Source organism: Xanthomonas euvesicatoria (genome assembly GCF_013112235.1).
In the GTDB taxonomy this organism is placed as follows: Bacteria; Pseudomonadota; Gammaproteobacteria; order Xanthomonadales; family Xanthomonadaceae; genus Xanthomonas; species Xanthomonas euvesicatoria.
In genome coordinates, this window is record NZ_JABFFS010000001.1 from 3,364,094 (window position 1) to 3,385,678 (window position 21,585).

General features: G+C 63.3%; 20 protein-coding genes. All 20 read right to left on the reverse strand.

What is annotated here, in order from left to right; all coding sequences use genetic code 11:
* Positions 1-46 precede the first annotated feature (46 nt).
* Positions 47-1,339, reverse strand: coding sequence for a flagellar hook-length control protein FliK (locus HLH45_RS14500; RefSeq protein WP_046932152.1), 1,293 nt, complete (start codon positions 1,337-1,339; stop codon positions 47-49).
* Positions 1,336-1,791, reverse strand: coding sequence for a flagellar export protein FliJ (fliJ, locus tag HLH45_RS14505; protein ID WP_005918178.1), 456 nt, complete (start codon positions 1,789-1,791; stop codon positions 1,336-1,338). The genes HLH45_RS14500 and fliJ overlap by 4 nt, the downstream gene beginning before the upstream one ends.
* Positions 1,792-1,794: 3 nt before the next feature.
* Positions 1,795-3,171: a FliI/YscN family ATPase gene (locus HLH45_RS14510; RefSeq protein ID WP_005918170.1), complete on the reverse strand. Its 1,377-nt coding sequence runs from the start codon at positions 3,169-3,171 to the stop codon at positions 1,795-1,797.
* Entirely contained in the window at positions 3,168-3,788 is a 621-nt protein-coding gene (locus HLH45_RS14515) for a FliH/SctL family protein (protein WP_008573365.1), read from the reverse strand. Before HLH45_RS14515 ends, HLH45_RS14510 begins: the two co-directional genes overlap by 4 nt.
* Positions 3,785-4,774 carry a flagellar motor switch protein FliG gene (gene fliG, locus HLH45_RS14520; protein ID WP_005918162.1) on the reverse strand — a complete coding sequence of 330 codons (990 nt, stop codon included), beginning with the start codon at positions 4,772-4,774 and terminating at the stop codon, positions 3,785-3,787. The genes HLH45_RS14515 and fliG overlap by 4 nt, the downstream gene beginning before the upstream one ends.
* 10 nt (positions 4,775-4,784) lie before the next feature.
* Entirely contained in the window at positions 4,785-6,509 is a 1,725-nt protein-coding gene (gene fliF, locus HLH45_RS14525) for a flagellar basal-body MS-ring/collar protein FliF (RefSeq protein WP_011347269.1), read from the reverse strand.
* Between the two features lie 13 nt (positions 6,510-6,522).
* Complete coding sequence (gene fliE, locus HLH45_RS14530; protein WP_008574166.1) at positions 6,523-6,894, reverse strand: flagellar hook-basal body complex protein FliE; 372 nt, start codon at positions 6,892-6,894, stop codon at positions 6,523-6,525.
* Positions 6,895-7,114: 220 nt separating this feature from the next.
* Positions 7,115-10,639: a glycosyltransferase gene (locus tag HLH45_RS14535; protein WP_074053134.1), complete on the reverse strand. Its 3,525-nt coding sequence runs from the start codon at positions 10,637-10,639 to the stop codon at positions 7,115-7,117.
* Positions 10,636-12,006, reverse strand: a complete 1,371-nt coding sequence (locus HLH45_RS14540; RefSeq protein ID WP_046931956.1) for a polysaccharide pyruvyl transferase family protein — start codon at positions 12,004-12,006, stop codon at positions 10,636-10,638. The genes HLH45_RS14535 and HLH45_RS14540 overlap by 4 nt, the downstream gene beginning before the upstream one ends.
* Before the next feature lie 27 nt (positions 12,007-12,033).
* Entirely contained in the window at positions 12,034-13,251 is a 1,218-nt protein-coding gene (locus tag HLH45_RS14545; RefSeq protein WP_008575933.1) for an FkbM family methyltransferase, read from the reverse strand.
* Between the two features lie 14 nt (positions 13,252-13,265).
* Positions 13,266-13,889, reverse strand: a complete 624-nt coding sequence (locus HLH45_RS14550) for an LbetaH domain-containing protein (protein WP_008575935.1) — start codon at positions 13,887-13,889, stop codon at positions 13,266-13,268.
* The gene (locus HLH45_RS14555) at positions 13,879-15,024 is read right to left on the reverse strand and encodes an aromatic ring-hydroxylating oxygenase subunit alpha (RefSeq protein ID WP_033479027.1); all 1,146 of its coding nucleotides are present in this window, start codon (positions 15,022-15,024) and stop codon (positions 13,879-13,881) included. The genes HLH45_RS14550 and HLH45_RS14555 overlap by 11 nt, the downstream gene beginning before the upstream one ends.
* A gap of 3 nt (positions 15,025-15,027) precedes the next feature.
* Positions 15,028-15,681 (reverse strand): NeuD/PglB/VioB family sugar acetyltransferase, encoded by a 654-nt coding sequence (locus HLH45_RS14560; protein ID WP_008575938.1) that lies wholly within the window; start codon positions 15,679-15,681, stop codon positions 15,028-15,030.
* Positions 15,678-16,412, reverse strand: a complete 735-nt coding sequence (locus HLH45_RS14565; RefSeq protein ID WP_008575940.1) for an SDR family NAD(P)-dependent oxidoreductase — start codon at positions 16,410-16,412, stop codon at positions 15,678-15,680. Before HLH45_RS14565 ends, HLH45_RS14560 begins: the two co-directional genes overlap by 4 nt.
* Positions 16,409-17,173, reverse strand: coding sequence for an SDR family NAD(P)-dependent oxidoreductase (locus tag HLH45_RS14570; RefSeq protein ID WP_033479028.1), 765 nt, complete (start codon positions 17,171-17,173; stop codon positions 16,409-16,411). The genes HLH45_RS14565 and HLH45_RS14570 overlap by 4 nt, the downstream gene beginning before the upstream one ends.
* Positions 17,170-18,207, reverse strand: a complete 1,038-nt coding sequence (locus tag HLH45_RS14575) for a ketoacyl-ACP synthase III (RefSeq protein WP_033479029.1) — start codon at positions 18,205-18,207, stop codon at positions 17,170-17,172. The genes HLH45_RS14570 and HLH45_RS14575 overlap by 4 nt, the downstream gene beginning before the upstream one ends.
* A gap of 4 nt (positions 18,208-18,211) precedes the next feature.
* A complete protein-coding gene (locus HLH45_RS14580) occupies positions 18,212-18,433 on the reverse strand; it encodes an acyl carrier protein (RefSeq protein ID WP_008575943.1) in 222 nt (73 codons plus the stop codon).
* Positions 18,434-18,497: 64 nt separating this feature from the next.
* The gene (locus HLH45_RS14585; protein WP_008575944.1) at positions 18,498-19,607 is read right to left on the reverse strand and encodes a DegT/DnrJ/EryC1/StrS family aminotransferase; all 1,110 of its coding nucleotides are present in this window, start codon (positions 19,605-19,607) and stop codon (positions 18,498-18,500) included.
* 117 nt (positions 19,608-19,724) lie between these two features.
* Positions 19,725-21,209 (reverse strand): sigma-54 dependent transcriptional regulator, encoded by a 1,485-nt coding sequence (locus HLH45_RS14590; RefSeq protein ID WP_008575946.1) that lies wholly within the window; start codon positions 21,207-21,209, stop codon positions 19,725-19,727.
* Positions 21,202-21,585: a response regulator gene (locus HLH45_RS14595; RefSeq protein WP_003482992.1), complete on the reverse strand. Its 384-nt coding sequence runs from the start codon at positions 21,583-21,585 to the stop codon at positions 21,202-21,204. Before HLH45_RS14595 ends, HLH45_RS14590 begins: the two co-directional genes overlap by 8 nt.

Here is a 21,585-nt window from a genome sequence, read left to right on the forward strand (position 1 = left end):
CCGGGGGCGAGGATCAGCGATGCCGGGGTGGGTCCGGCGGGTCGTCTCAGGCGTAGGCGTCCAGCAATCCACGCTGGCGTAACACCACCGACGGAATTCCGACGGGCGGGGCGTCGTCCAGGGTCAGGCCGTTGCCGCTGTCGTTGCCGCCATTGCGATTGCCCGCCGACTGCTGCTGTTGCTGGCCGACATCGGCCTGGCCAAGCTGGAAGCCATTCTGGCCGAGCATTTCGCGTAGCCGCGGCAGGCTCTGTTCCAGCGCCTGGCGGGTGTCGGCATTGGCGGCGGTGAAGCTGGCATTGACCTTGTCGCCCTCCAGATGCAGGCGCACCTCGACCGGACCCATCTCGTTCGGAGTCACCTTGATGTGGGCATGGCCGATTTTCTGGTCTGCCAGCCAGCTCATGCGCGCGCCGATGGCATCGTCGAAATTGTCGCTGCCCAGGTCCGGGGTGGGCGTGGGCGAGGCGCTGAAGATCGGTGCGGCGTCCTGCAGGCGGGTGAGTGCCGGCGCGGTGGTGGTCGGCAACACGAACGCCGGGGCGTCCGGCGCTGCGGCAGCGGCGCTGTCGTCGGCGGCCGGCTCCAGCGCCTTGGCGGCCATGCTCATCAACGCGGCCGTCTGCGCATCGCCGCTTACGGCGGTGGTCGAGGTCGGCTTGGCGCCTGCAGCAGCGGCCGGCACCGGCGCTCCCAATGCGGGCAGGGCGGCGCCGGCGTTTGCCGTGGCGGCGGCTGCGGCTGCATCGGTGGGCAGTGCGGTGGCGGTCGCCGTCGCGCCGTTGGCGCCGGCCATGCTGGCCGTCAGTGCGGCGGCTGCGGCCGCCAGCACGTCGCCACCCGGCAACGCCTGCGCCAGCAGGCCCATGCCGAAGCCACCCAGGCCAGCCGGCGGCCAGCCGGCATCGGTCGCGGTGGCTGCTTCTGCGGGCGCGTCTTCGCCGGTCGCGGCGGCCTTGGCCGGTTTGCCGGTCTTGCTGGCAGTGGCGGCTGTGCTCTTGTCGGTGGTTGCCGCGTCCTTGGCGGCACCTGGCTTGGCCTGCTTGGCATCGCCGTCCTGCGCCCGCGGCCGGGCAGTGGCATCGCCGGCTGCATCGTCGTGGCTGTCCTCGTCGCTGCGGTTCTTGTCGGGCTGGTTGGGCCTGGGCGCGGCCTGCTTGGCAGGCACGCGCTCGGGTGCCTGCGGGGGGGCCTGGTTCGGCGTGTTGGCCGGATTGAGCATGCGCGCAAACTGGTCCTGGCCCGCGTCCGGTTCGGACGACGGGTCGCTGTAGCTGGATTTCTTGCCGGCGCCGGCAAGCGCACCAAGGCCGGCGGCGAAGGCGGACAAGGGGTTCATGCGGATTCTCCGTGGGTGTCTTGGCTGCGGGCCAGGCGCGAACGACGCGCGCCGAGGTCGTCCATCTCACGCTGGTCGCGGCGTTCGATCACTTTGTTTTCCTGGGCACGGTAGCTGGCGGCCAATTGCTCCAGCACCTGCTTCTCGCGGCTGGCCAGCAGCAGGCGGGTGCGCTCGGCTTCGACCTTGGCGATGTTGCTTTGCACGGTCTGCGCCTGTTGCAGCACGGCGCTGTCCAGGCGGTCCAGGAAGGCGCGGCGGTTGCTCAGCGCCACCGCGCTGGTGCCGGCCATCTGGCTGTTGGCGTATTCCTCGGCGTAGCGGCGCAATTCTTCCAGGCGCGACTGGTGGGTTTCCAGGACGCGCTGGCGCTCGGCCAGATCGCGGGCGACCTTGTCTTCCTGTTCCTGCGCGCGGCGCAGCAGTGGGTCGATCCGTTTGGACTGCATCATGGATTAGTTCTCGGGTTCGACCAGTTGTTGCAGGGCGGACAGGCTGTCGCTCAGGAGCGAGGCCTTGTGCACGTCCTGGCCGAGGAATTCGACGATTTCCGGCCAGCGCGCCAGCGCTTCGTCGGTGGCCGGGTCGCTGCCACGCTGGTAGGCGCCGATGGCGATCAGGTCGCGGTTGGCGGTGTAGGCCGAGAGCAGCCGCTTGAGCTTGCGGATGCGCAGGCGCCAGGTGTCGTCGGCGATGTCCTGCACCACGCGGCTGACCGAGGATTCCAGGTCGATGGCCGGATACAGGCCGCTGTCGGCCACCCGACGCGAGAGCAGGATGTGGCCGTCCAGGATGGCGCGGGCAGCGTCGGCGATCGGGTCCTGCGGGTCGTCGCCTTCGGTCAGCACGGTGTAGAAGGCGGTGATCGAACCGCGCCCCTTGGCGCCGTTGCCGGCACGTTCCACCAGCGCCGGCAATTTGGCGAACACCGACGGCGGGTAACCGCGGGTGGTCGGCGGCTCGCCCACCGACAGGCCGATCTCGCGCTGCGCCTGGGCGAAGCGGGTCAGCGAATCCATCAGCAGCAGCACGTTCAAGCCCTGGTCGCGGAACCATTCGGCGATGGCGGTGGCGCGGTAGGCGCCATGCAGGCGCGCCAACGGCGGGCGGTCGGCTGGTGCGGCCACGACCACGGCGCGGCGCAGGCCTTCTTCGCCCAGGGTGGTTTCGACGAAATCGCGCACTTCGCGGCCACGTTCGCCGATCAGCCCGACCACGATCACGTCGGCCGAGGTGAAGCGGGTCATCATGCCGAGCAGCGTCGATTTACCGACGCCGGAGCCGGCGAACAGGCCCACGCGCTGGCCACGGCCGATCGGCAGCATGGCGTTGATAGCGCGCACGCCGACATCCAGCGAGGTGGTGATGGGCTCGCGCGCCAGCGGGTTGATCGACACGCCGGCCATGCCGATGCTGCCTTCGGCGCGGATCGGGCCCTTGCCGTCCAGCGGGGTGCCGTCGCTGTCGATCACACGGCCGAGCAGGCCTTCGCCCACTTCCACGCCGCCGCGGCGGCGCGAGGGCACCACCCGGGCATTGGGCAGCAGGCCATGCAGTTCGGCGCTGGGCATCAGGTAGGTGCGTTCGCCGGCGAAGCCGACCACTTCAGCGTCGACCCAGCCGCCATCGACCTCGACCTTGCAGGTCGCGCCCATCGGCGCTTCGCAGCCGGTCGCTTCCAGGGTCAGGCCGACCGCGCGGCGCAGGATGCCTTCACGGATCAGGGTGCGACCGGCGGTGGGCTCCAGGCCGAGGGTGCCCAGGCGCGTGGCCAGGCGCAGATTGCGTGCATCCAGCCAATCGGCCGGGGTGGCACCGAACAGGGCGCTCACAGGCCCGCTCCGGATTTGCGCATGACCGTCTCCAGCGCAGCCCGCAGGCGCGCGTCCAGGGTGCCGTCGATGCGCACGCTTTCGGCGTGCACACGCAGGTCGCCGCGGCTCAGGCTCATGTCCGGGGCCACGCGGGTGGTGCTGCTGGGCGCCAGATGCGGCAGCAGCGCGGTGATGTCGTCCGGGTGCAGGCGCACTTCGACCTCGCGGCCGGCGCCGCCAACCGCATCGACCGCCTCGCCGACCAGGTCGGCCAGCACTTGCGGGTCGGCCTGGTAGGCACGGCCGACCAGCTGGCCGGCAATGCGCACGGCCAACTCGCCGAGCGCGCCGACCACTTCGTTTTCCAGCCGCGCCAGCGGGCGGGTGAAGTTGTCCAGAATGCCGTCGATCTGCGCGGTGAGGCGGCGCACTTCCGACTGGCCCTGGGCGAAGCCTTCGGCATGCCCACGCGCGAACCCTTCGTGCTGGGCGGCATCTTCGATGGCCTGGATCTCTTCCAGGGTCGGCGGGCGCAGCACCGGCTCGAGCATGGCCGGTTCTTCGTAGTCCGGTTCCGGCAGGGCTGGGACAAGCTGCAGGTCCGGGGCCAGCCAGCGGGTGACCACCTCGTTCATACCATGGCCTCCGCACCGGCGCCGCCCAGGCTGATGGCGCCTTCGTCAGCCAGGCGGCGGACGATGGTGAGGATTTCCTTCTGCGCCGCTTCCACGTCTGCAAGGCGCACCGGGCCGCGCGCTTCCATGTCCTCGAGCAGGATTTCGGCCGCGCGCTGGGACATGTTGCGGGTGATCTTTTCGCGCACCTTGACGTCGGCGCCGCGCAAGGCCAGCCCCAGGCGCTCGCCGGAGACTTCGCGCAGCAGCGTCTGCAGGCCGCGGTCGTCCAGGTCCACCAGGTTGTCGAACACGAACATCAGGTCCTGGATCTTGCCGGCCAGGTCGGCGTCGATCTTGCCGATCTCGCCCAGCACGCCCTGGTCGGCGCCGGTGTCCAGGAAGTTGAGGATGTTGGCCGCCACCTTGATGCCGCCCACGTTGGACGACTTCAGGTTCTGGTTGCCGGCGAATTGACGCTCCATGATGTCGTTGAGCTCGCTCAGCGCATTCGGCGGAATGCCGTCCAGGGTGGCGATGCGCAGCAGCACGTCGGCGCGGGTGCGCTCGGGCAGCAGCTTCAGCGCCTCGGCGGCCTGGTCGCTGTCCAGATGCGCCATGACGATGGCGATGATCTGCGGGTGCTCGTTGCGCACCAGGTCGGCGACCGCGCGCGGGTCCATCCACTTCAAGGTGTCCAGGCCGGTGGTGTTGCGGCCCAGCAGGATGCGGTCGATCAGCCCGCCGGCCTTGTCGGCGCCCAGCGCCTGGATCAGCACGTTGCGGATGTAGTCGTCGGCGCCCACGCCCAGCGAGGTCTTGCCGGCCAGTTCGCCGTTGAACTCGTCCATCACCTTCTCGACCTGGTCGCGCGAGATGCCGGTCATGGTGGCCATGGCGATGCCGATCTTCTGCACCTCCTTGGGGTCCATGTGCTTGAGCACTTCGGCCGCGTCGCTCTCACCCAGCGACAGCAACAGCACCGCGGCGCGCTGCACTCCAGTCATCGGTTGTGTATCAGGCTTCACTGGCGACCCATCCCTTCACGACTTGTGCGACACGTTTTGAATCGGCTTTGACGGCCTCGCGCGCCAGGCGCATGCGCTCTTCGTAGGCGTCTGGCAGAGCGATCGGGGTCTTCTTGTCCTGACCGATCTGCGCGGTGTCTTCTTCCAGGCGGGGCATCAGGTCGTCGTCTTCGTCGACCATCCGCACGTCGGCGCTCTGTGGAGTGCCATCCTTGCCAGCCTTGCCTTGCTTGTCCTTGACCGCGGTCACGCCGGTGAGCTGACGCAGGGTGGGGCGCACCACACCGAACAACAGCGCCAGCACCACCACCGCACCGACCAGCAGGCGCAGACCGTTCTGCACGCGCGGGTCTTCCCACCACTTCGGGCCTTCCTCGCCCGCCACCGCTTCGCGCACGAACGGGGCATTCATCACCGACACCGTGTCGCCGCGTGCCGCATCGAACCCCACTGCCTGCTTGACCAGGCCTTCGATACGGGTGAGCTCGGCAGCGGTGAGCGGCTGTTCGACCATCTTGCCCTTGGCGCCGGGGCGCGGGACGTTGTCCAGCAGCACCGCCACCGAGACGCGCTTGATGCGACCGGCCGGCTGGCGGGTGTGTTGCAAGGTTCGGTCCAATTCGTAGTTACGCGTGGCGCTCTTGGAACTTTCGGTCGGCGTGGCCGGGGCCGCGGCCTGGCCATTGGCGGCCGCCGGGGTGCCCGGCGCGCCGGCCACGGCCGGTGCCGGCGGCTGGCCGGGGCTATTGCTGGTGGCGCCCGGAGGGCCCTGCGGGCCGGTGGCGCTGGTGCTGGTGTCGCTGACCTGCTCGCTGCGCAGCTTGGCCGGCTCGCCGTTGTAGAGCTCGCGGGCTTCTTCGACCACCGAGAAGTCCATGTCCACGCTGGTTTCCGGATTGACCCGGCCCGGGCCGGTCATCGGCTCCAGCAGCTCGCGGATGCGCTGGTTGTAGGAGCTTTCCTGGCGGCGCACCTGTTCGAACTGGGCGGCGTGCTGGGCCGCGTCGCTGTTCGGGTCGGCAATGGAGAGCATGCGGCCGCTCTGGTCGACCACGGTCACGCGTTCGGGGGTCATGTCCGGGATGCTGGACGCCACCAGATTGACGATGGCATCGACCTGGTTGCGCTCCAGGCCCTGGCCGCCGCGCAATTCCAGCACCACCGAGGCGCTGGCTACATCGCGCTGGCGGGTGAAGGCGCTGGGCTTGGGAATGGCCAGGTGCACACGGGCCTCGCGGACCGGGCGCAGGGTGCCGATGGTGCGCGAGAGTTCGGTTTCCAGCGCGTGCTGGTAGCGGGCGTTTTCCACGAACTGGCTGACGCCGAAGCCCGGGTCCTTTTCCATCAGTTCGAAACCGCCGCCGGTTTCCTTGCCGGTCAGGCCGGAGCCGGCCAGTTTGAGGCGGGCGTCGTACAGACGGTCCTGCGGCACCGAAATGGCGCCGGTGGCCTGGTCGATCTTGTAGGGAATCTGCGCGGTGCGCAGCAGGTCGGCCGCTTCGGCATTGCCCTTCTCATCCAGGCCGGTGTACAGCGACTGATAGCCAGGCTTCTGCGACCAGAAGAACACCGCCAGACCGGCCGCGACCGCCAGGGCGATCATCGCCATCATGGTCAGCTTGCGGGTGATCTGCAGGCTGCGGACACGGTCGAACCATTGCCCCGCCTTTTCGGCGTTCTGGTTCATGTTTTCTTTGCTGATCGCGAGTGCCATGTGTCGTCAACCTTTACAGCGGCATGTTCATGACGTCCTGATAAGCCTGGACGAGACGGTTGCGGACTTCCACGGTGGCGCGGAAGGCCACCTGGGACTGCTGGGAGGCGACCATGACCCGTGCCAGATCGGCATTGGGGTCGCCCATTTCGAATGCTTTGGACAGCGCGCCGGCCTTCTGCTGGGCCTCGTTGACGCCGCCGATGGCGCCGCGCAAGGTCTCGCTGAAGCTCGGTGCCTGCGTCGCCGGTGTTCCCTGTGCGCCGGCCAGGCCCTGGATCTGGTTGCCACGCGCCGCATCGCCCACCGCGCCCATCGGGCCTTGGCCCATCTGCGTCTGGTAGCTGCGGATCTGCGAGAGGATGGAGGTGACGGAATCGCTCATGGGTGCGGTCAGCCAGGGAGGCATCCACACCAATGCAAGCGGCGTGCCGAAATGGCGCCGGGATTCCGGCGCGGGGGCGTTCCGGTCGCGGCCGCGTCGCAGCGATTGGCTTGTTTTCTCCCGCAGCCAGGTGTTCCTTCTCCCGCCTGCGGGAGAAGGTGGCGCGCAGCGCCGGATGAGGGCAACCCGGTGGGTGGTCAGCTGAAGCAGCGCATCCGCATTAGTCCGGCAACCAGGCGGCCCGCCAGGTGTCCAGATTGCTGCCGCTGAGCATCCAGTCGCGCCGCACCACCTCGCGCAAGGCCGCACCTTTGGCGCGTGCTGCGTCCAGGTCGGCCAAGTGCTCGCGGATGGCGCCGATCCAGTCGCGGTAGCGGTTCTTCACCAGCGTCACCGGCAGGCTGCCCTGGTAGCAGCGCACGTCGCTGGCGATCACCGGATAGCCGCAGGCGCCGTACTCCAGGAGCCGCAGATTGCTCTTGCATTCGTTGAACAGGTTCTGCTCCACCGGCGCCAGCGCCAGATCCAGGTCCAGCGCCGCCAGCGCGGCGGGGTACTCATCGATCGGCACACCCGGCTGGAACTGGTGAATATGCTGGCGCAGCGCAAACGGGTACATCCCCATGAACACCCATTCCACTTCGCCGGCCAGCTCCTTCACCACGTCGGCAATCAGCTCCAGGTCGCCGGTATGGCTGGCGCCCCCAGCCCAGCCGATCCGCGGCTTGCCACCCTGGCGTTCGGCCCGCGCAGGCAGATGTTCCCACCAATGCGGCGGCAGGCGGTTTTCGGCCACGCGGATATCGCTGTGCAACCCGGCGAACGCCTCGGCCAGGGCAGGGGTGGAGACCACGAAGCGGTCCACCATGCCGAGCCCGCGCCGCACCGTCTTCAAGATGTCCTTGGGCATGTGCTCGCGGTGCGCATTCTTCAGCGGCAAATTGGGCAGGTAATCGTCCAGTTCGTACACCTTGAGTGCGCGCGACAACGCCTTCATCCGCCGCATCGCCTCCAGCCGCGCTTCGCCGACCTGGCGTTGCAGGATCACCACGTCGGGATCCTGGCGCGCCAGCTCGCTGATCTCCAGATAGCCGTTGAACAACACCCCTTCGGCCATCCCGGCCTCGCGCAAGGCGCGCAGTGGCTGGATCACCCGGTAATGCCCGCAGCCTTCGATATCGGCCGGCAGCGCGATCACGCTCGGCAGCGGACGCCACGACTGCAACGGCCGCCAGCTGGCGCGCGGGTCGGCCAGCTGGAAGCCGGCGCCCGGGTCCAGCGAAAACCCCGGGTTGTAGGCCGGGTCGTTGGCCATCAGCGGCAGCCAACGCGCATACATTGCCTCTTCGTCCAGCGCCGTGGCGGCGGGCGCGTCCAGCGGGTCGATCAGCAGCTGCGCACGTGCGGCAAAGACATTGAGGTAGCCGGCCTGCTGCAGGCGCAGGCACAGGTCGACATCGCTCCACTGCGCCAGCGCCGGCTCCAGGTCGAAACCACCGGCGTCCAAAAACAGCTGGCGCGGCAGCATCAGGCATTCGCCACTCAACGCGCTGTAGTTCTGGTCCAATTGCAGGCGCTGCAGATAGCCCGATTCATCGAACGCCGCACCTTCGAACGCACGCGCTGCAGGTGCCCCCAGGCCGAGCAGCAGTCCGGCGTGATGCACGGTTCCGTCGCCGCGCAGCAGCTTGCCCGCAACCGCACCGACCTCCGGGCGCAGCGCGTGGTTGAGCAATTGCTCCAGCCAATCGGCTTTCATCACCGCCGCGCCTGCTGCCAGCCACAACAACACCTCTCCATGCGCGTGCTGGACCGCGGCATTGCACACCGCCTCACGCGGCGGTTCGGCGGCAAAGCGCAGCACGCGGATCTGCTGCATGCCCAGATTCTCGATGCCGCTCAGCCAGCCATGCAGATCCGGCTCGGTGGTGCCGCGATCCAGCAGCAACACCTCGTAATGCGGGTAGCTGGTATTGGCAAGAATGCTTTCCAGGCAGCGCTGCACCTGCGGCAGACGGCCATCGACCGGTACCAGAATGCTCACCAGCGGTTGTTGCGCATGGCGGTAGTCCAGCGCGTGCCGGCCGGGACCGGCACTGTGCACTACGGCGTCCACGTAACCGCGTGCGGCAAGATGGCGCGCAATCGCCTGGCGTTCGTCTTCGTCGTCGTGCTGCGGCGTGGCCGATGCGATCAGGATGGGTTCTGCAATATGACGGATGCAGGCCAACCCGTAACGCTCGATCAGGCCGAGTTGGTAATCCAGCTCGAATGCCGCGCTGGGCCCGGTGGGGAAGCCGCCATCGGCCAACAGCGTGCGGTGCCGGAACGCCCAGTGCCGCGAAAGCGTCGCCGGTGCGCTCAACAGCATGTCCAGATACAGCGCTGGCCGCAGCGCCAGCCCCAACTGGCCATTGTCCAGCGCCATCACTTCATCTGCGTAGACGGCCTGGCAGTCGTCGGGTAACGCGAGCATTTCCAGCGCCAGCATCATCAAGCCGCTGGCAGTGAACAGGCTGCCGGCATCAACCAGCAACACCCAATCGGTCGCATCCTGTGCGGCGATCACCCGGTTGAGCGTCGCTGCCAGGCCGTGCGCCTCGATCAGCACCCCACGCTCGCCGTGCGCGGCAACCTGCTGCGGCGAGCTGCTGATGACCCAGGTTCGATGCTGTTGATAGCAAGCGACCGCGTCCAGGCTGTCGCGCGTTGCAGCGACCGCTGCGGCATCGCCGTGACGGTCGATCAGCAGCACCGCGATGCGCGGCCCGCCGGCATGCGCATGCAGGCGCGCCTGGATCAATTCACGTTGCACCATGCTCGGATGGCGCACGCCCAACCAAGTCGTCGGCGACACGCGCTCGGCCATGCCGGCGCTTTGCATCAACGCATTGACCAGATCCACCGGCTTGAAGACGCGCGCCTTGTGCGGGCTGAGCGGGGCCACGCGCACCTGTCGATTGTCGCCAGTCTCGCGTCGCCAGCCGAGCTGGCGGATGCCCTGGCGCAGGTCGTCGTGTCCCTGGTCGCCGACCCCGACCTGATCGCGGCCGCCCTGGCTGAACTGCGCGCTGGAAACGCGGAACTGCGTCAGCGGGCTGGCCAGGAACGCCAGGTTGCCGTGGCGCAGCAGCTTGACGTAGATCGCCAGATCGCCCACCCAATCGATGGCCTTGCCGTTCAACGCCATCAACCCGTTGCCCAACGCCAACAGATCGGCGCGCCGCGCAAGTACGCAACTCGGCTCACCGATGAAATTGATGGTGTGGTCGGCCAGGAACGACACCAGTTCCGGCCCGTCGATCAGCACGTCGTCGGCAAACGGAAAGCAGGTGGCCAGGATGTCCGGCAGTGGCTGGCCATCGCCGTCGATACGCTGCCGGCGCGAGGAGGCCATCGCCGTACCCGGGTTGCGCTCGATTGCTTCCACCAGCTGCGCAATGCAATCGGGCGCCAGCACATCGTCGTCGTGCAGAAACTTGACGTACTCGCCCTGTGCCAGGCCAATCCCCTTGATCGTGCTGACCAGCTCGCCAAGCCGTGGCGTGTTGCGGTGGTAGCGAATGGGGAAGGGCGCATCCGCCAACCTTGGCGCCAGCAGCGCTTCGATGGCGCCATCGGCATTGTCGTCGCAAATCACCAGCTCCAACGCCGGATAGGTCTGCGCCAGCGCGCTCTCCAGCGCCTGCGCAAAGTAGCGCGACTTGTAGGTCGGCATGACGATGCTGACAAGATTCGGTGTCACTTTGCTTCACCCGAAAACCTGCTGAGGTAATCCAGATACTCCTTGCGCGTCAGCCCAGGATAGCGCCGTCTTAGGAGTTGGAATTTATTTACCAAGCGTCGAGATACTTCTCCGCCGTGTTCTCTCCGCACAACAAGCTCGCGGTCCAGATTCTCTACGAGTTCGGTGTAGGCTTCATGTAGCTCAGCTGCAACTGAGGGGCTAGTGCTTTTCTTTAGATTCGGAAATTCAAAGCACGGCCTGTCGTGGGATGCGGTGCAGGGCATAAGGCCGACCACATGGAGAAAATCAAGAAATTCCTTGTGCAGAGCTGGGTAAGCATTGTTCATTTCCGAGAGGTCAAGGTTCTCGAAAACTTCACGGATGTTGCTTCGGCTGTGAATGGTAGGGTCATAAGGGATGCGGAGGTATTCGCAAGTTTCCCTGGCCCTGGAATCCGGGTTGGTCACAATGGCGGGGACGCCGCTATTAATCGAGAGAATTCCGGAGTGAAGTCGGGTTCCAATCGTGAGGCAATGGTCGTTGCTTTTGAAGAACGTGGCCCATCGGCTGTAATCAGAGAAAAATTCCAGCCGTCCAGCCATGGCCTTGGCCAATAGTTGGAAGGACGTGGGTATTTCGTCGAGATTGAAAGGTTGCGCTGTGATGTTGCGGGTCGATGGCAGCGCTTTTTCAAGATAGAGCAAGTTGATGAAATACAATTCATCCTGCAGCAGATGGGATGTCCTCGGCAGCCCGGAATTGAAGAATGTGGCCGTAGTGATGACCTTGTCCGCATCCCACGGCTTTTTTTGCAGAGCCCGGGTGGGTCCGTTCTCGAAATAGCTCGGGCAGCCAATCACTCTGACGTTCTTTATGCCAAGGCTATTCAGGATCTCGGCGGAATAATTTCCGCGAACACCAATTAGCTTGGACTTTTCAGAGAGAAGGGAGAAATTTCGCTTTTGATTGGGGCTGAGGCGCTCGGCCAGGTTCGGGTCGTAGCCGTTGAATGAGTTCGCGCAAAGGCTCACCGGCACGATCGGGATCGTGATTTTTTCAAGAAAGTGCGTGATTCTCTCAATAGGGAGGCCCGAGAAGTCCTCCCGGATGTCGTCCTTCATCGTCCAGACAAGATGCGAATATTTTTGGTTGATCTCTTCTGCAAGTTGATCGGAGAGCTTTGCCTCAAGCGCGTTAGAGATGTGGTCAACTTTCACCGGGCGCCCGAACAGCGCTTTCAAAAAACCGTAGGCGATATAGCCGTTTCCTATATTCTGGCCTCTGACATTGTCTTGGGACGGCCCCATGCCTTTCAGGAAATCCGAAATTTCCAGGGATTCAGGAAGAGCTGAGTTGAAAAGGAAAATCTTGCTTGGGTCAGTCATCGATCCGCTCATTTTTAAGGCAGAGCGTTAATAAAAATAAAGGCAGGTATCCCAGCGATCCGGCGTGTGATGGCGCAGGCCGATCCTGTAATCCGGGTTCAGAGATAGGGCAAAATCGCTTAGATCTAGCAGGTCGGTAGCTCTGTGATAGGCGGAGATCGCCATCTTGGGCTTGCACTGAACAATCGCATTCTGCGCACCTTTCAGTGCCGAAAGCTCCGACCCCTCGATGTCCATTTTGATGAAGGTGGGTGCATCGTCGATGACATCGTCGATGCAACATACGTCGATCATGTCTGCCGGTTCGCAATCCTCACTCGAAGGCTTGACGAAGCCGCCGTGGCCACCCTCATGATTGAATGGGACCCTGCCTGTTGTCTCGCCTACGCCGCAGTCATGCAGACTGATTCTGGACGCCAGAGCTGTGCCTTCGTAGCGGCGCAGTACGTTCTTGAGTGTGCCGACGTTGATCCGATCGGGTTCAATCATCCAAGAACGCGAGAATTGGCCTTTGGTGGCGCCAATCAGGCCTGCGAGCGACTCGCCAATCGAGGCGCCGCAATCAACCATCTTTTCTCCGCTACCGAATTGCAGCAGGCCGGAGCGGAAGTACAACGTGGTGTAGGGGCGTTCGATTTCGTGGTAGTACTCGGGGTCACACGTCAGGTGGAAGTTGAGGACAGAGAACAGGGTTTGTGCCGAATAGGCATCGGAAAAGCGTTCTGCCAGGCGCTGAAACCTGGGAATGTTGCGCACGATCTCCCGTCCCCAATCGTCCACCCGGAAATCTACACGCCCCTGTAGACCGAAAGCGCGAACGGCCTGTTCAAAGTTGATATGAGCAATCCCGTGCTGCCTGCAGACCTGGTCAAAAAATCGCTTGGGTCCGTCATATCGGCAGGTGTTGAGGGCGATGATGTCGCCAGACTTGGTCAGTTCGATGAACCTGTCCGTCGAGATGATCGGAGTGCCGTAATACAGCGCACCGGAGTGATAGCGGAAGTCGTCCACCGAGGCGATCACATTGCAGTGCCGGTCCTGCTTCAGGTTCAGCAAGTGCGCGCCGAACCCCCCGGTTCCTAAAACGATCACCTTGACTTCGTCGCCAAATTTGGCAATGAGGTGGCGAACGTCCTCGGGAATACCGAACATCGGATCACCAGTCAGGCCTTCGGCGGCGACCTGAAACGTCTCTTCCGATGCCTGCGGGTCGATATTTAGTTTGAATTGGATAGCGGTTTGCATGATTGGTCCCCGGCTTAGGCTTCATAAACATGGATTGGAGTGTCGTAGCGGGCGTGGAAATAGGTCTTGGCCGGCACGTCCTCGCAGTAGACACGTGACCAGCCAAGTTCGCAGCTTCGCCCCACCTTGACGCCCCCACTCACGATGGCGCCGGTTCGCAGGATGCTATTGCTGCCGATCTCGACGCCCGCGCCGATTTGCACACCATGCTCTATCCAGCATGACGATTTAACGCGGCATGCGGGTCCCAGGTGCGCTCCGGCATGGATGACGGTGTTGTAGTCGATCCTGCACCCGTGCCCGACGACAGCATTGGCACCCACGAATGCGTTGAGGCCGATGACAGTGTCCGTGCCGATGGCGGCGCTGGGGTGTATGAATGGCTCCAGCTTGAAGCCACGCTCCATTGCTGCCTGCATCAGTTCCATGCGCTTGAAGTTGCCGAAGCGTTCGTCGAAAGCCACGAACATGGCGCCGTCGGTCGGATTCAGTCCATCCAGCACTTCCAGATCGAATTCGTGTTCCGAGTCCTGTGGTACATCGATCCTAATGACCGTCTCGTCCTGACGCGCATGCTTCCAGGCGTGAAAGGCCAGATCGAGGTATTCGCTGCCGCCGATGATCCACCTAGATCTCATGTTCGGTCTCCATCAGCGCCGTGTACCAGCGCTCAACCAGGCGATTCATGGATTCATAGGCTCCCTGGGTGGGTAGCGGGGCGTCTGTATGCAGTGCCGCCTGCACCCGCTCCATGATGTCCACGTCTTCTCCCACTACCACCTTGCTGCCGTGCATCTGCGCAAGCAGCACTTGGCTGGAAGAACGGTAAGGCTGTTTCTTGCGTGCGCTAAACCAATAGATTTCCAGGTCGGTCCGGTCCGGTGCGACGGGGATGTGGTGTTCCAGAGTGAAGGAATAGCCCCCGTTGGCGCTGGCGATATGCAAATTCGGGAAGGCAAGCCAGTTAAAGTAGGCGTCCTGCTTGCCCCAGCGTTCCACTTTAGCGTGCCAGCCGAAGTGCTTAAGGTTGGGGATGGTGGCTTCCGGGCCGCCGAAACTGAAGCGGCGCATCTCGCGCCTCAGCGCTACGGGCGATGTGTCCTGCAAGGCCTCCATGGACTCCTTAGCTTGTTCCTCGTTTACCTGGGGAGTGAAGTTGACGCTTTTGGCCAGGGTCTTGGGGTGGACAAAGCGCGGGTGGTTGGCGTCCCGCAGATTCTCGTAGGCCAGCTTCCAGTTGTACCGGCCATGCCATGTGGTCACCATGACCTCAGTGTCATAGGCGTTGGAACTACTTTCCAGCAAGGCGATGAAGTCTGCCGAAAACTGCTCCTCGATTGGCATGGGGTCTGGATCGAGGTTGACGAACAACAGGTTGCCGATGGCGCGCAGCGAGAATTCGCGCAGCTTCAAGTTGGCCTTTTCACTATTGTCCAGGTGGTAGATCGCATCGCAGTCCGGGATGTTCTTTACCCGGCCTTGTTCGTCGTAACTCCAGGCGTGGTAGGGGCACACCAAAGGCCGGCAACCGAGAGCAGCGGTTTGAATCAGTGCACTGCGGTGGAGGCAGACGTTCTCGAACGCACGGATTTGCCCGTGGAAGTTCTGGATCACCAGAGGAACACCCGCGATCTTGCGTGTGATAAAGCAATTGTGATCCTTCAGCAGCGTTTTGAGTCCTGCGAACAACCAGACCCTGCGGAAGATCTTGCGCTGTTCGCAGTCAAAGATTTCCTGCGACAAGTAATACTTGGGGTGCATCCTGGAGCGCATGGATCAGTCCATCTTGATGTTCTTGTGGAATACGATCTTGGCCGGATTGCCAAATACCGTGGCGCCCGCCGGCACATCCTTCAGCACGACCGCACCGGTGCCGACGACAGCGTGCTCACCTACCTTGACGCCAGGCACTAGGGTGGCACGTGGGTGCACGACTGCGAAATCGCCTATCTGCACACCGCCTCCCATGAAAACCTGTGCGCCCACATGAGCATAATTGCCAATGCGGACATCGTGTCCAATCACCGACCAAGTGAGCAGATTGGCAAAATCCCCGATCCACACATCGGGGCCAACGTGTACCTGGTTGCCGAGAAAGCAACCTGTGCCCAGACGCACGCGACGACTGAGGTGCGCCTCGGTGCAGATTGGGATGAACGCGGCCCCCTTTGCAAGCAGCGGTTGAATGTATTTATGCCGTTCCAATGGGTCGCCTTGCGCGCAGACAAAAGCCTCGTTGCCACGCGGCACGTATGTCAAAGGGTCACCGACGATGGGTACCCCGGTATCGAAGCCATCGAGAATATGCTCGCGGCTGTCCAGGAATCCGGTGACTTCCCATTCCTTGCGATGTGCAATATCACCTTGCATCTGCTCAAGAACCTCCCGGCCCCAGCCGCCCGCCCCGACGATGAGCACGGAATAGGTCATAGGACAGACCCACCGTCCATTACCAAACTGGTCCCGGTTACCCAGCGGCTGGCATCGGACAAGAGATAGATCGCAGCGTTCGCTACGTCCTCTGAGGTGCCCAAACCGAGCGGGTGGCGTTTTCGCTGTGCTTCCAGATGGGTTGCGTCCCAAATGGGCGTTATGACTGCAGAGGGAGACATGCCATTGACCCGGATCTTGCGTTTGGCCTGCTCCATGGACAGGCAGCGAATGATGCCGAGCAGGGCTGACTTCATGGCCGAATACGGTCCTACCCCGGGTGTGCCGATATGGGCCGCAGTGGAAAGCATGAAGACGATGGAACTTTGAGGCGCAAGAGCGTTGGCCTGCAACAGCCGCTGGGTGAGCATGACAGGGGCCAGGAAATTGACCGCATAGACATCGGTCATGAGCTTCTCGGTCAACTGCCTGATAGGGCTCAAGCGCTGCCTGCCAGCGCAGTGGACCAAGCCATCTAGGCTGGAAATGCCCTGTACTAGTCGTTCACGGCCTTCGGCTTCGGTCAGGTCGGCCAGCACTTGAAGGTGGCCTTGGCCATTCAACAAGTTGTAGGTTTCCTGCAGGCGTTCTGCATCCCGCCCGGTGATGACCAGGCGCGCCCCACGCCGCGCGCAGGAAACAGCGATTTGCCTGCCGATGCCTGATGAAGCGCCTGTGACCAAAATGGTCTTGCCATCCAGTGAAAAAGCGCGTTGCGCCGCGTTGGTCATGCGTAGATGTCCATCGGTACAGAAAAACCGCCATCAAGAATGAAGTGGTTGCGCGTGATCCAGCGGCTGGCATCGGAAAGATAGAACACTGCTGCATAAGCCACGTCTTCCGGCTCGCCCATGCCAAGTGGCGTCAATTCAAACAGGCTGTCCATATTGCCGCCGCTTCCCTGCAACCCATCCAACAAGGGAGTGCGTACATAACCCGGTGCAATGCAGTTGGCGCGCATACCTTGCTTTGCTACTTCCATGCCAAGCGAGCGCATCATGCCCAGCAGGGCGCTTTTGCTGGCAGCGTATGCGCTGCTTGCCAGTGGGCCGATATGCGAGGCAATTGAGGCAATGAATAGCAGGGATCCGCCCGGCGCGATCTGCTTCTTCGCCAATAGGCCTCGCGTCAGTAGCATGGGTGCGTAGGTGTTGCTTGCAAATGTCTCGTCAAGGTGCGCTTGACCGATCATTCGAAAGGGGGTCAGCTTGGACATGCCAGCTGCGTGCGCCAGGCCGTTGATGACACCGCTCGCAGCCACCACGTGGTCAATACCCTCCTGTACCGCCAAGTCCGCCACCACTTGCGTGTGGCCTTGGCCGTCCAGTTGGTCGAATGTGGCTTGCAAGCGCTCGGTGTTGCGTCCGGTGATGACAACGCTCGCTCCCATCTGTGAGCAAGTGATTGCAATTTGACGACCAATACCCGATGAAGCACCAGTCACGAGGACGCGCTTGCCTTCTAGGGAAAACGGATCACGCTCGGCGTTCATGCTTCGATCAGTGCCGGAAAAGCCGCGTTTTCGACGTCCACGATCGCCGTGCCCCACGACAAGCCGATACCGAAGCCGGCAAGCAACAGTCGGTGCCTGGCATTGATCAGCGTATCGTTCAGGCGGACGGTCATGGTGACGGGCAGGGAGGCGCCACTGGTATTGCCGAAGTCTCGCAAGGTTGACGGAACTTTCTCCGTCGGCAGCGCCAACTTCTTGCGGATGGTTTCGTTGATCATCTTGTTGGCCTGATGGAAAACGAAAAAATCAACGCTGTCCTTATCAACACCAGAATACTCAAGCAATCTTTCCACCGCTGGAGGTACTCGCTGGGTTGAGAAACTCAATACGGCAGGGCCATCCAGAATGAGTTCACCCGGCCAATGCAGCACACCGTTCTCGTCACGTGTAGGAGAGATATGTTGGGGGCCGTAAGGCTCACGATGTCCGCCTATGGGCAACATGATGGCTCGGTAGCCGCTACCGTCGCTGTTCAAATCGAAATGCATGGGTGGTGCATTCTTGTCGAACTCCAGCGCCGTGGCGGTGCCCGCGTCGGAGAACAATGGGTCCAGAAGCGTGGCCGAGCGGTCGCCGACCAGCAGAAGCGCCTTTTTGATGGTGCCCGCTGCAATCATGCTTCCCACCAGGTGTAGGCCAAAGGGATAGCCGGAACAGCCGAGATTGACATCAAAGGCGATAGCGGTCTGTGGCAATTGCAGCCGGTGCTGCATGATGATGGCCGTGGCCGGGATGGGGTAGTCGGGTGATTGCGTCACGACAATCAGTGCATCGATTTCTTCCTTATCCCATTGCAGCTCTGCAAGCAGCTTTTCCGCAGAGATGAGCGCCAAATCGGAAAATGTCTGCCAGCTTGGGCAAATGCGACGAAACTCGATGCCGATGTTACGCACCAGACGCTCGCGTTCTGAGCGCATCTTCGGCGGGCAATCGGTCAGGTTGGAAATGATCCGCTTGGGCACGCAACTCGCCATGCCCGCAAAACGGACATTGCTAAGAGTGGACAGTCCCATGGCTTTACCCCAGCAGTTTGTGAAGATCGTTCAAGGTGGCGCAGTTCTTGAGATCTTCGCCGGTAATGACCTTTCCGTAATCCACGTCGAACATGACGATTACCCCCAACGCGGAGAGCGAATCCCACTCAGGCAAGTCGGCCAGTGCGGTGTCCATGGTGACCTCCACCGGTTCCTGGAAGTCGGTGGCGGAGAGGAAGTTCTCGATAAATGTTGCCTGGGTCATGCGAGCTCGCCTGGTTGCCTGTTGAAGAGATGGGAGTCTGGAATGCAGCTGCAGCGTGTTGCGATCATGTTGCCTGTGCGCCGGCGATCAGATCGGCAATGGTATCGACCTGGTCGCGGGTCAGGCCAGGAAAGATTGGCAGGCACAATACCTGTGCGGCCACCGAGCGCGCGACCGGCAGCCATGCCGGCGCCGAGGAGGGTAGGGCGCGATACATCGGGAAATCGCTGATCAACGGATAGAAGTACCGCCGCACCAGGATGCCGTGCTCGCGCATCACTTGGTACAGCGCATCGCGCGACAGCGGGTAGTCGTCCTGCACCAGGATCGGAAAGTACGCGTAGTTGGCGCTGGCGTGATCGGGCCGTGCCACGCAGCGCACGCCGCGAACATCGCTCAGGCGCTGCCGATACTGCGCATCGATGGCGCTGCGCTGGGCGATGGCGTGATCGATGTGCTTGAGCTGCAGCAGTCCGAAGGCTGCGCTGATCTCATTCATCTTGCCGTTGATGCCCGGTGCCACCACCGTGGTCTCATCGACAAAGCCGAAATTCTTCAGATGCCCGATGCGCTGATAGGTCCTTTCGTCGGGACAGACAATCGCGCCGCCCTCGAAGGTATTGAAGACCTTGGTTGCATGGAAGCTCAATACGCTCAGGTCGCCGTGGCGCAGGATCGAGCCGCCGTCATCGCGCACCCCAAAAGCATGCGCCGCGTCGTAGATCACCTTGAGGTTATAGATATCGGCGATGCGGGTGATTGCGCTGGTGTCGCAGGCGGTGCCATAGCAGTGCACCGGCATGATCGCGGTGGTCTGCGGGGTGATGGCCGCTTCGATCTTCGAAGGGTCCATGTTGAGCGTCACCGGGTCGATGTCCACGAACACCGGGGTGATGCTTTTCCACAGCAGCGAATGCGCGGTAGCCACGAACGAGTAGGGCGTGGTGATCACTTCGCCGGTGATGCGCAGCGCCTGCAGGGCGGTGATCAACGCGGTGGTGCCATTGGTCAGCAGTGCAAGGTGCGGAACGCCCAGGTAATCGCACAACGCCTGCTCCAACGCCCGGTGCATCTCGCCACCGTTGCTGACGATGCGGCTGGTCCAGATCCGTTCCAGATAGGGCAGGAACTCTTCCAGCGGCGGCAGCAGCGGACTGGTGACGGGAATGGGCATCAATGCCTCGCTGGTGCGGGTGGATGTCGGGATTCCGCCGCAGCCGGCAGCTGCGAACGGAGTGATCCTGCTGAAGCAAGCGCTATGCCAGCGAGCGTGACCCGAGCGTGTGCTGGCTCAGTTGGCCAGCTCGGTCTGCTCGCGATCGATGCCGTACTTGCGCAGCTTCTCCACCAACGTGGTGCGGCGCAGGCCCAGCAGCTGAGCGGCATGCGCCACCACGCCCTGCGTGCGTTCCAATGCTTCGTTGATCAACGCCAACTCGATATTGGCCATATGCCCGCGCAAATCGATGCCATCGTCCGGCAGGCTGGACGTGGCGGCCGGTTCGGCATCGGCGGTCTTCGGTTGCAGCGTCACCACATTGCTCGGCAGGGCGCTGACTTCGACCGGTGCGGCCACCAACGCCGGCTCCGGCGGCAACTCGACCGGACTGGCCGAAGCGAAATCGCCGCGATAACGCGCCGGCAGATCCTGCACCCGCACCAGCCCGCCGGGATGCAGCACAGCCAGGCGCTCGACCAAATTGGTCAGCTCGCGCACATTGCCCGGCCAATCGTAACTGCGCAGCGCCTGCAGGGCCTCGTCGGCAAAGCGCACTTCGCCGCGACCGGTGCGTGCCAGCTGGCCCGCAATGGTCTGTACCAGCATGGCCAGATCGTCCACGCGCTCGCGCAGTGCCGGCATTTCGATCGGAAACACATTCAGGCGATAGAACAGGTCCTCGCGGAACTGGCCATCGCTGATGCGCGATTCCAGATTGCGGTGGGTCGCGGCGATCACGCGCACGTTGCAGCGGATGGTCTGCCCGCCGCCAACGCGCTCGAAGCTGCGCTCCTGCAGCACGCGCAGCAGCTTGACCTGCATCGGCAGGCTCATGTCGCCAATCTCGTCCAGCAGCAGCGTGCCGCCCTCGGCCATCTCGAAGCGACCCTTGCGGGTGGTCAGCGCGCCGGTGAAGGCGCCTTTTTCGTGCCCGAACAGTTCGCTTTCCAGCAGATCCGGCGGGATCGCGCCGCAATTGATCGCGACGAACGGCCCGTCGCGCCGCGGCGAATGCTGGTGGATGGCGCGCGCCACCACTTCCTTGCCGGTGCCGGATTCGCCCAGCACCAGCACGGTGGTGTCGAACGCGGCCACCTGGTCGATCAGCCGGCGCAGGCGGGTCACTGCCTCGCTGTTGCCGGTCGGGCCGGAGTCCTGCTGCACACCGGCCTGGTGCTCGGCGTCCAGCCGCTTGAGGCTGGCACGGCGCAGCAACGCTTCCAGCTGCGCATGCCGCAGGGGAGTGTCCAACGCCCACACATTGGCTTCGTGCAGGCCGTGGGATTGCGCAAATGCGCTCGGGCTGCCCTCCATCAGCAGTACCGGTGGCGGCAGCTTGGCATCGGCCAGCCAGTCGAAGAATTTGTCGGCCTGTGCGGCGTCCTGCGCCGAGCCCACCATCACCGCCATCCACTCATCGTGGCGGTGACGGCCAGGATTGATGTCGGCGCCGTCGGTGACCCAGCGGGGATTGAAGTCCATGAACTCGAGCAGCGACACGGTGCGCTCGGCGCGCACGGCGTCACTGTCGATCAACAGAATGCGGGACTCACTCATTCCTGGCTCCTTCCGTCAGGCCCTCCAGGATTGGCATGACTTCCTGGATATAGGACAGCTTGCTGACAAAATTGTCAGCACCCGCGCGAAGAGCGTGTTCACGATGCTCGGCATCATCGAAGTGGCTCGCGATGACAATATACGGCGGATCGTCCTGCGTCTTGATCAGACGCGTGGCCTGCAGCCCGCCCATCTCCGGCATGGCCAAGTCCATCAGCACGACATTGGGGCGCAGCGACTCAGAGCGCTCGATCGCTTCCAGCCCATTGGCGGCACTGCCCACGATATTGAGCCAATCGACCTTGCGAAAATGACGCATCGCAGCGTTGATGAAGCCCTCGTGGTCGTCGACCAGCAGCACGGTGAGTTTGCTCAT

Bases quoted from the DNA above. Each gene is read 5' to 3' on its own strand.
- HLH45_RS14500 (WP_046932152.1), bottom strand. From the start codon at position 1,339: ATGAACCCCTTGTCCGCCTTCGCCGCCGGCCTTGGTGCGCTTGCCGGC.
- fliJ (WP_005918178.1), bottom strand. From the start codon at position 1,791: ATGATGCAGTCCAAACGGATCGACCCACTGCTGCGCCGCGCGCAGGAA.
- HLH45_RS14515 (WP_008573365.1), bottom strand. From the start codon at position 3,788: ATGAACGAGGTGGTCACCCGCTGGCTGGCCCCGGACCTGCAGCTTGTC.
- fliG (WP_005918162.1), bottom strand. From the start codon at position 4,774: ATGACTGGAGTGCAGCGCGCCGCGGTGCTGTTGCTGTCGCTGGGTGAG.
- fliF (WP_011347269.1), bottom strand. From the start codon at position 6,509: ATGGCACTCGCGATCAGCAAAGAAAACATGAACCAGAACGCCGAAAAG.
- fliE (WP_008574166.1), bottom strand. From the start codon at position 6,894: ATGAGCGATTCCGTCACCTCCATCCTCTCGCAGATCCGCAGCTACCAG.
- HLH45_RS14540 (WP_046931956.1), bottom strand. From the start codon at position 12,006: ATGACTGACCCAAGCAAGATTTTCCTTTTCAACTCAGCTCTTCCTGAA.
- HLH45_RS14545 (WP_008575933.1), bottom strand. From the start codon at position 13,251: ATGCAAACCGCTATCCAATTCAAACTAAATATCGACCCGCAGGCATCG.
- HLH45_RS14550 (WP_008575935.1), bottom strand. From the start codon at position 13,889: ATGAGATCTAGGTGGATCATCGGCGGCAGCGAATACCTCGATCTGGCC.
- HLH45_RS14555 (WP_033479027.1), bottom strand. From the start codon at position 15,024: ATGCGCTCCAGGATGCACCCCAAGTATTACTTGTCGCAGGAAATCTTT.
- HLH45_RS14560 (WP_008575938.1), bottom strand. From the start codon at position 15,681: ATGACCTATTCCGTGCTCATCGTCGGGGCGGGCGGCTGGGGCCGGGAG.
- HLH45_RS14565 (WP_008575940.1), bottom strand. From the start codon at position 16,412: ATGACCAACGCGGCGCAACGCGCTTTTTCACTGGATGGCAAGACCATT.
- HLH45_RS14570 (WP_033479028.1), bottom strand. From the start codon at position 17,173: ATGAACGCCGAGCGTGATCCGTTTTCCCTAGAAGGCAAGCGCGTCCTC.
- HLH45_RS14575 (WP_033479029.1), bottom strand. From the start codon at position 18,207: ATGGGACTGTCCACTCTTAGCAATGTCCGTTTTGCGGGCATGGCGAGT.
- HLH45_RS14580 (WP_008575943.1), bottom strand. From the start codon at position 18,433: ATGACCCAGGCAACATTTATCGAGAACTTCCTCTCCGCCACCGACTTC.
- HLH45_RS14585 (WP_008575944.1), bottom strand. From the start codon at position 19,607: ATGCCCATTCCCGTCACCAGTCCGCTGCTGCCGCCGCTGGAAGAGTTC.
- HLH45_RS14590 (WP_008575946.1), bottom strand. From the start codon at position 21,209: ATGAGTGAGTCCCGCATTCTGTTGATCGACAGTGACGCCGTGCGCGCC.
- HLH45_RS14595 (WP_003482992.1), bottom strand. From the start codon at position 21,585: ATGAGCAAACTCACCGTGCTGCTGGTCGACGACCACGAGGGCTTCATC.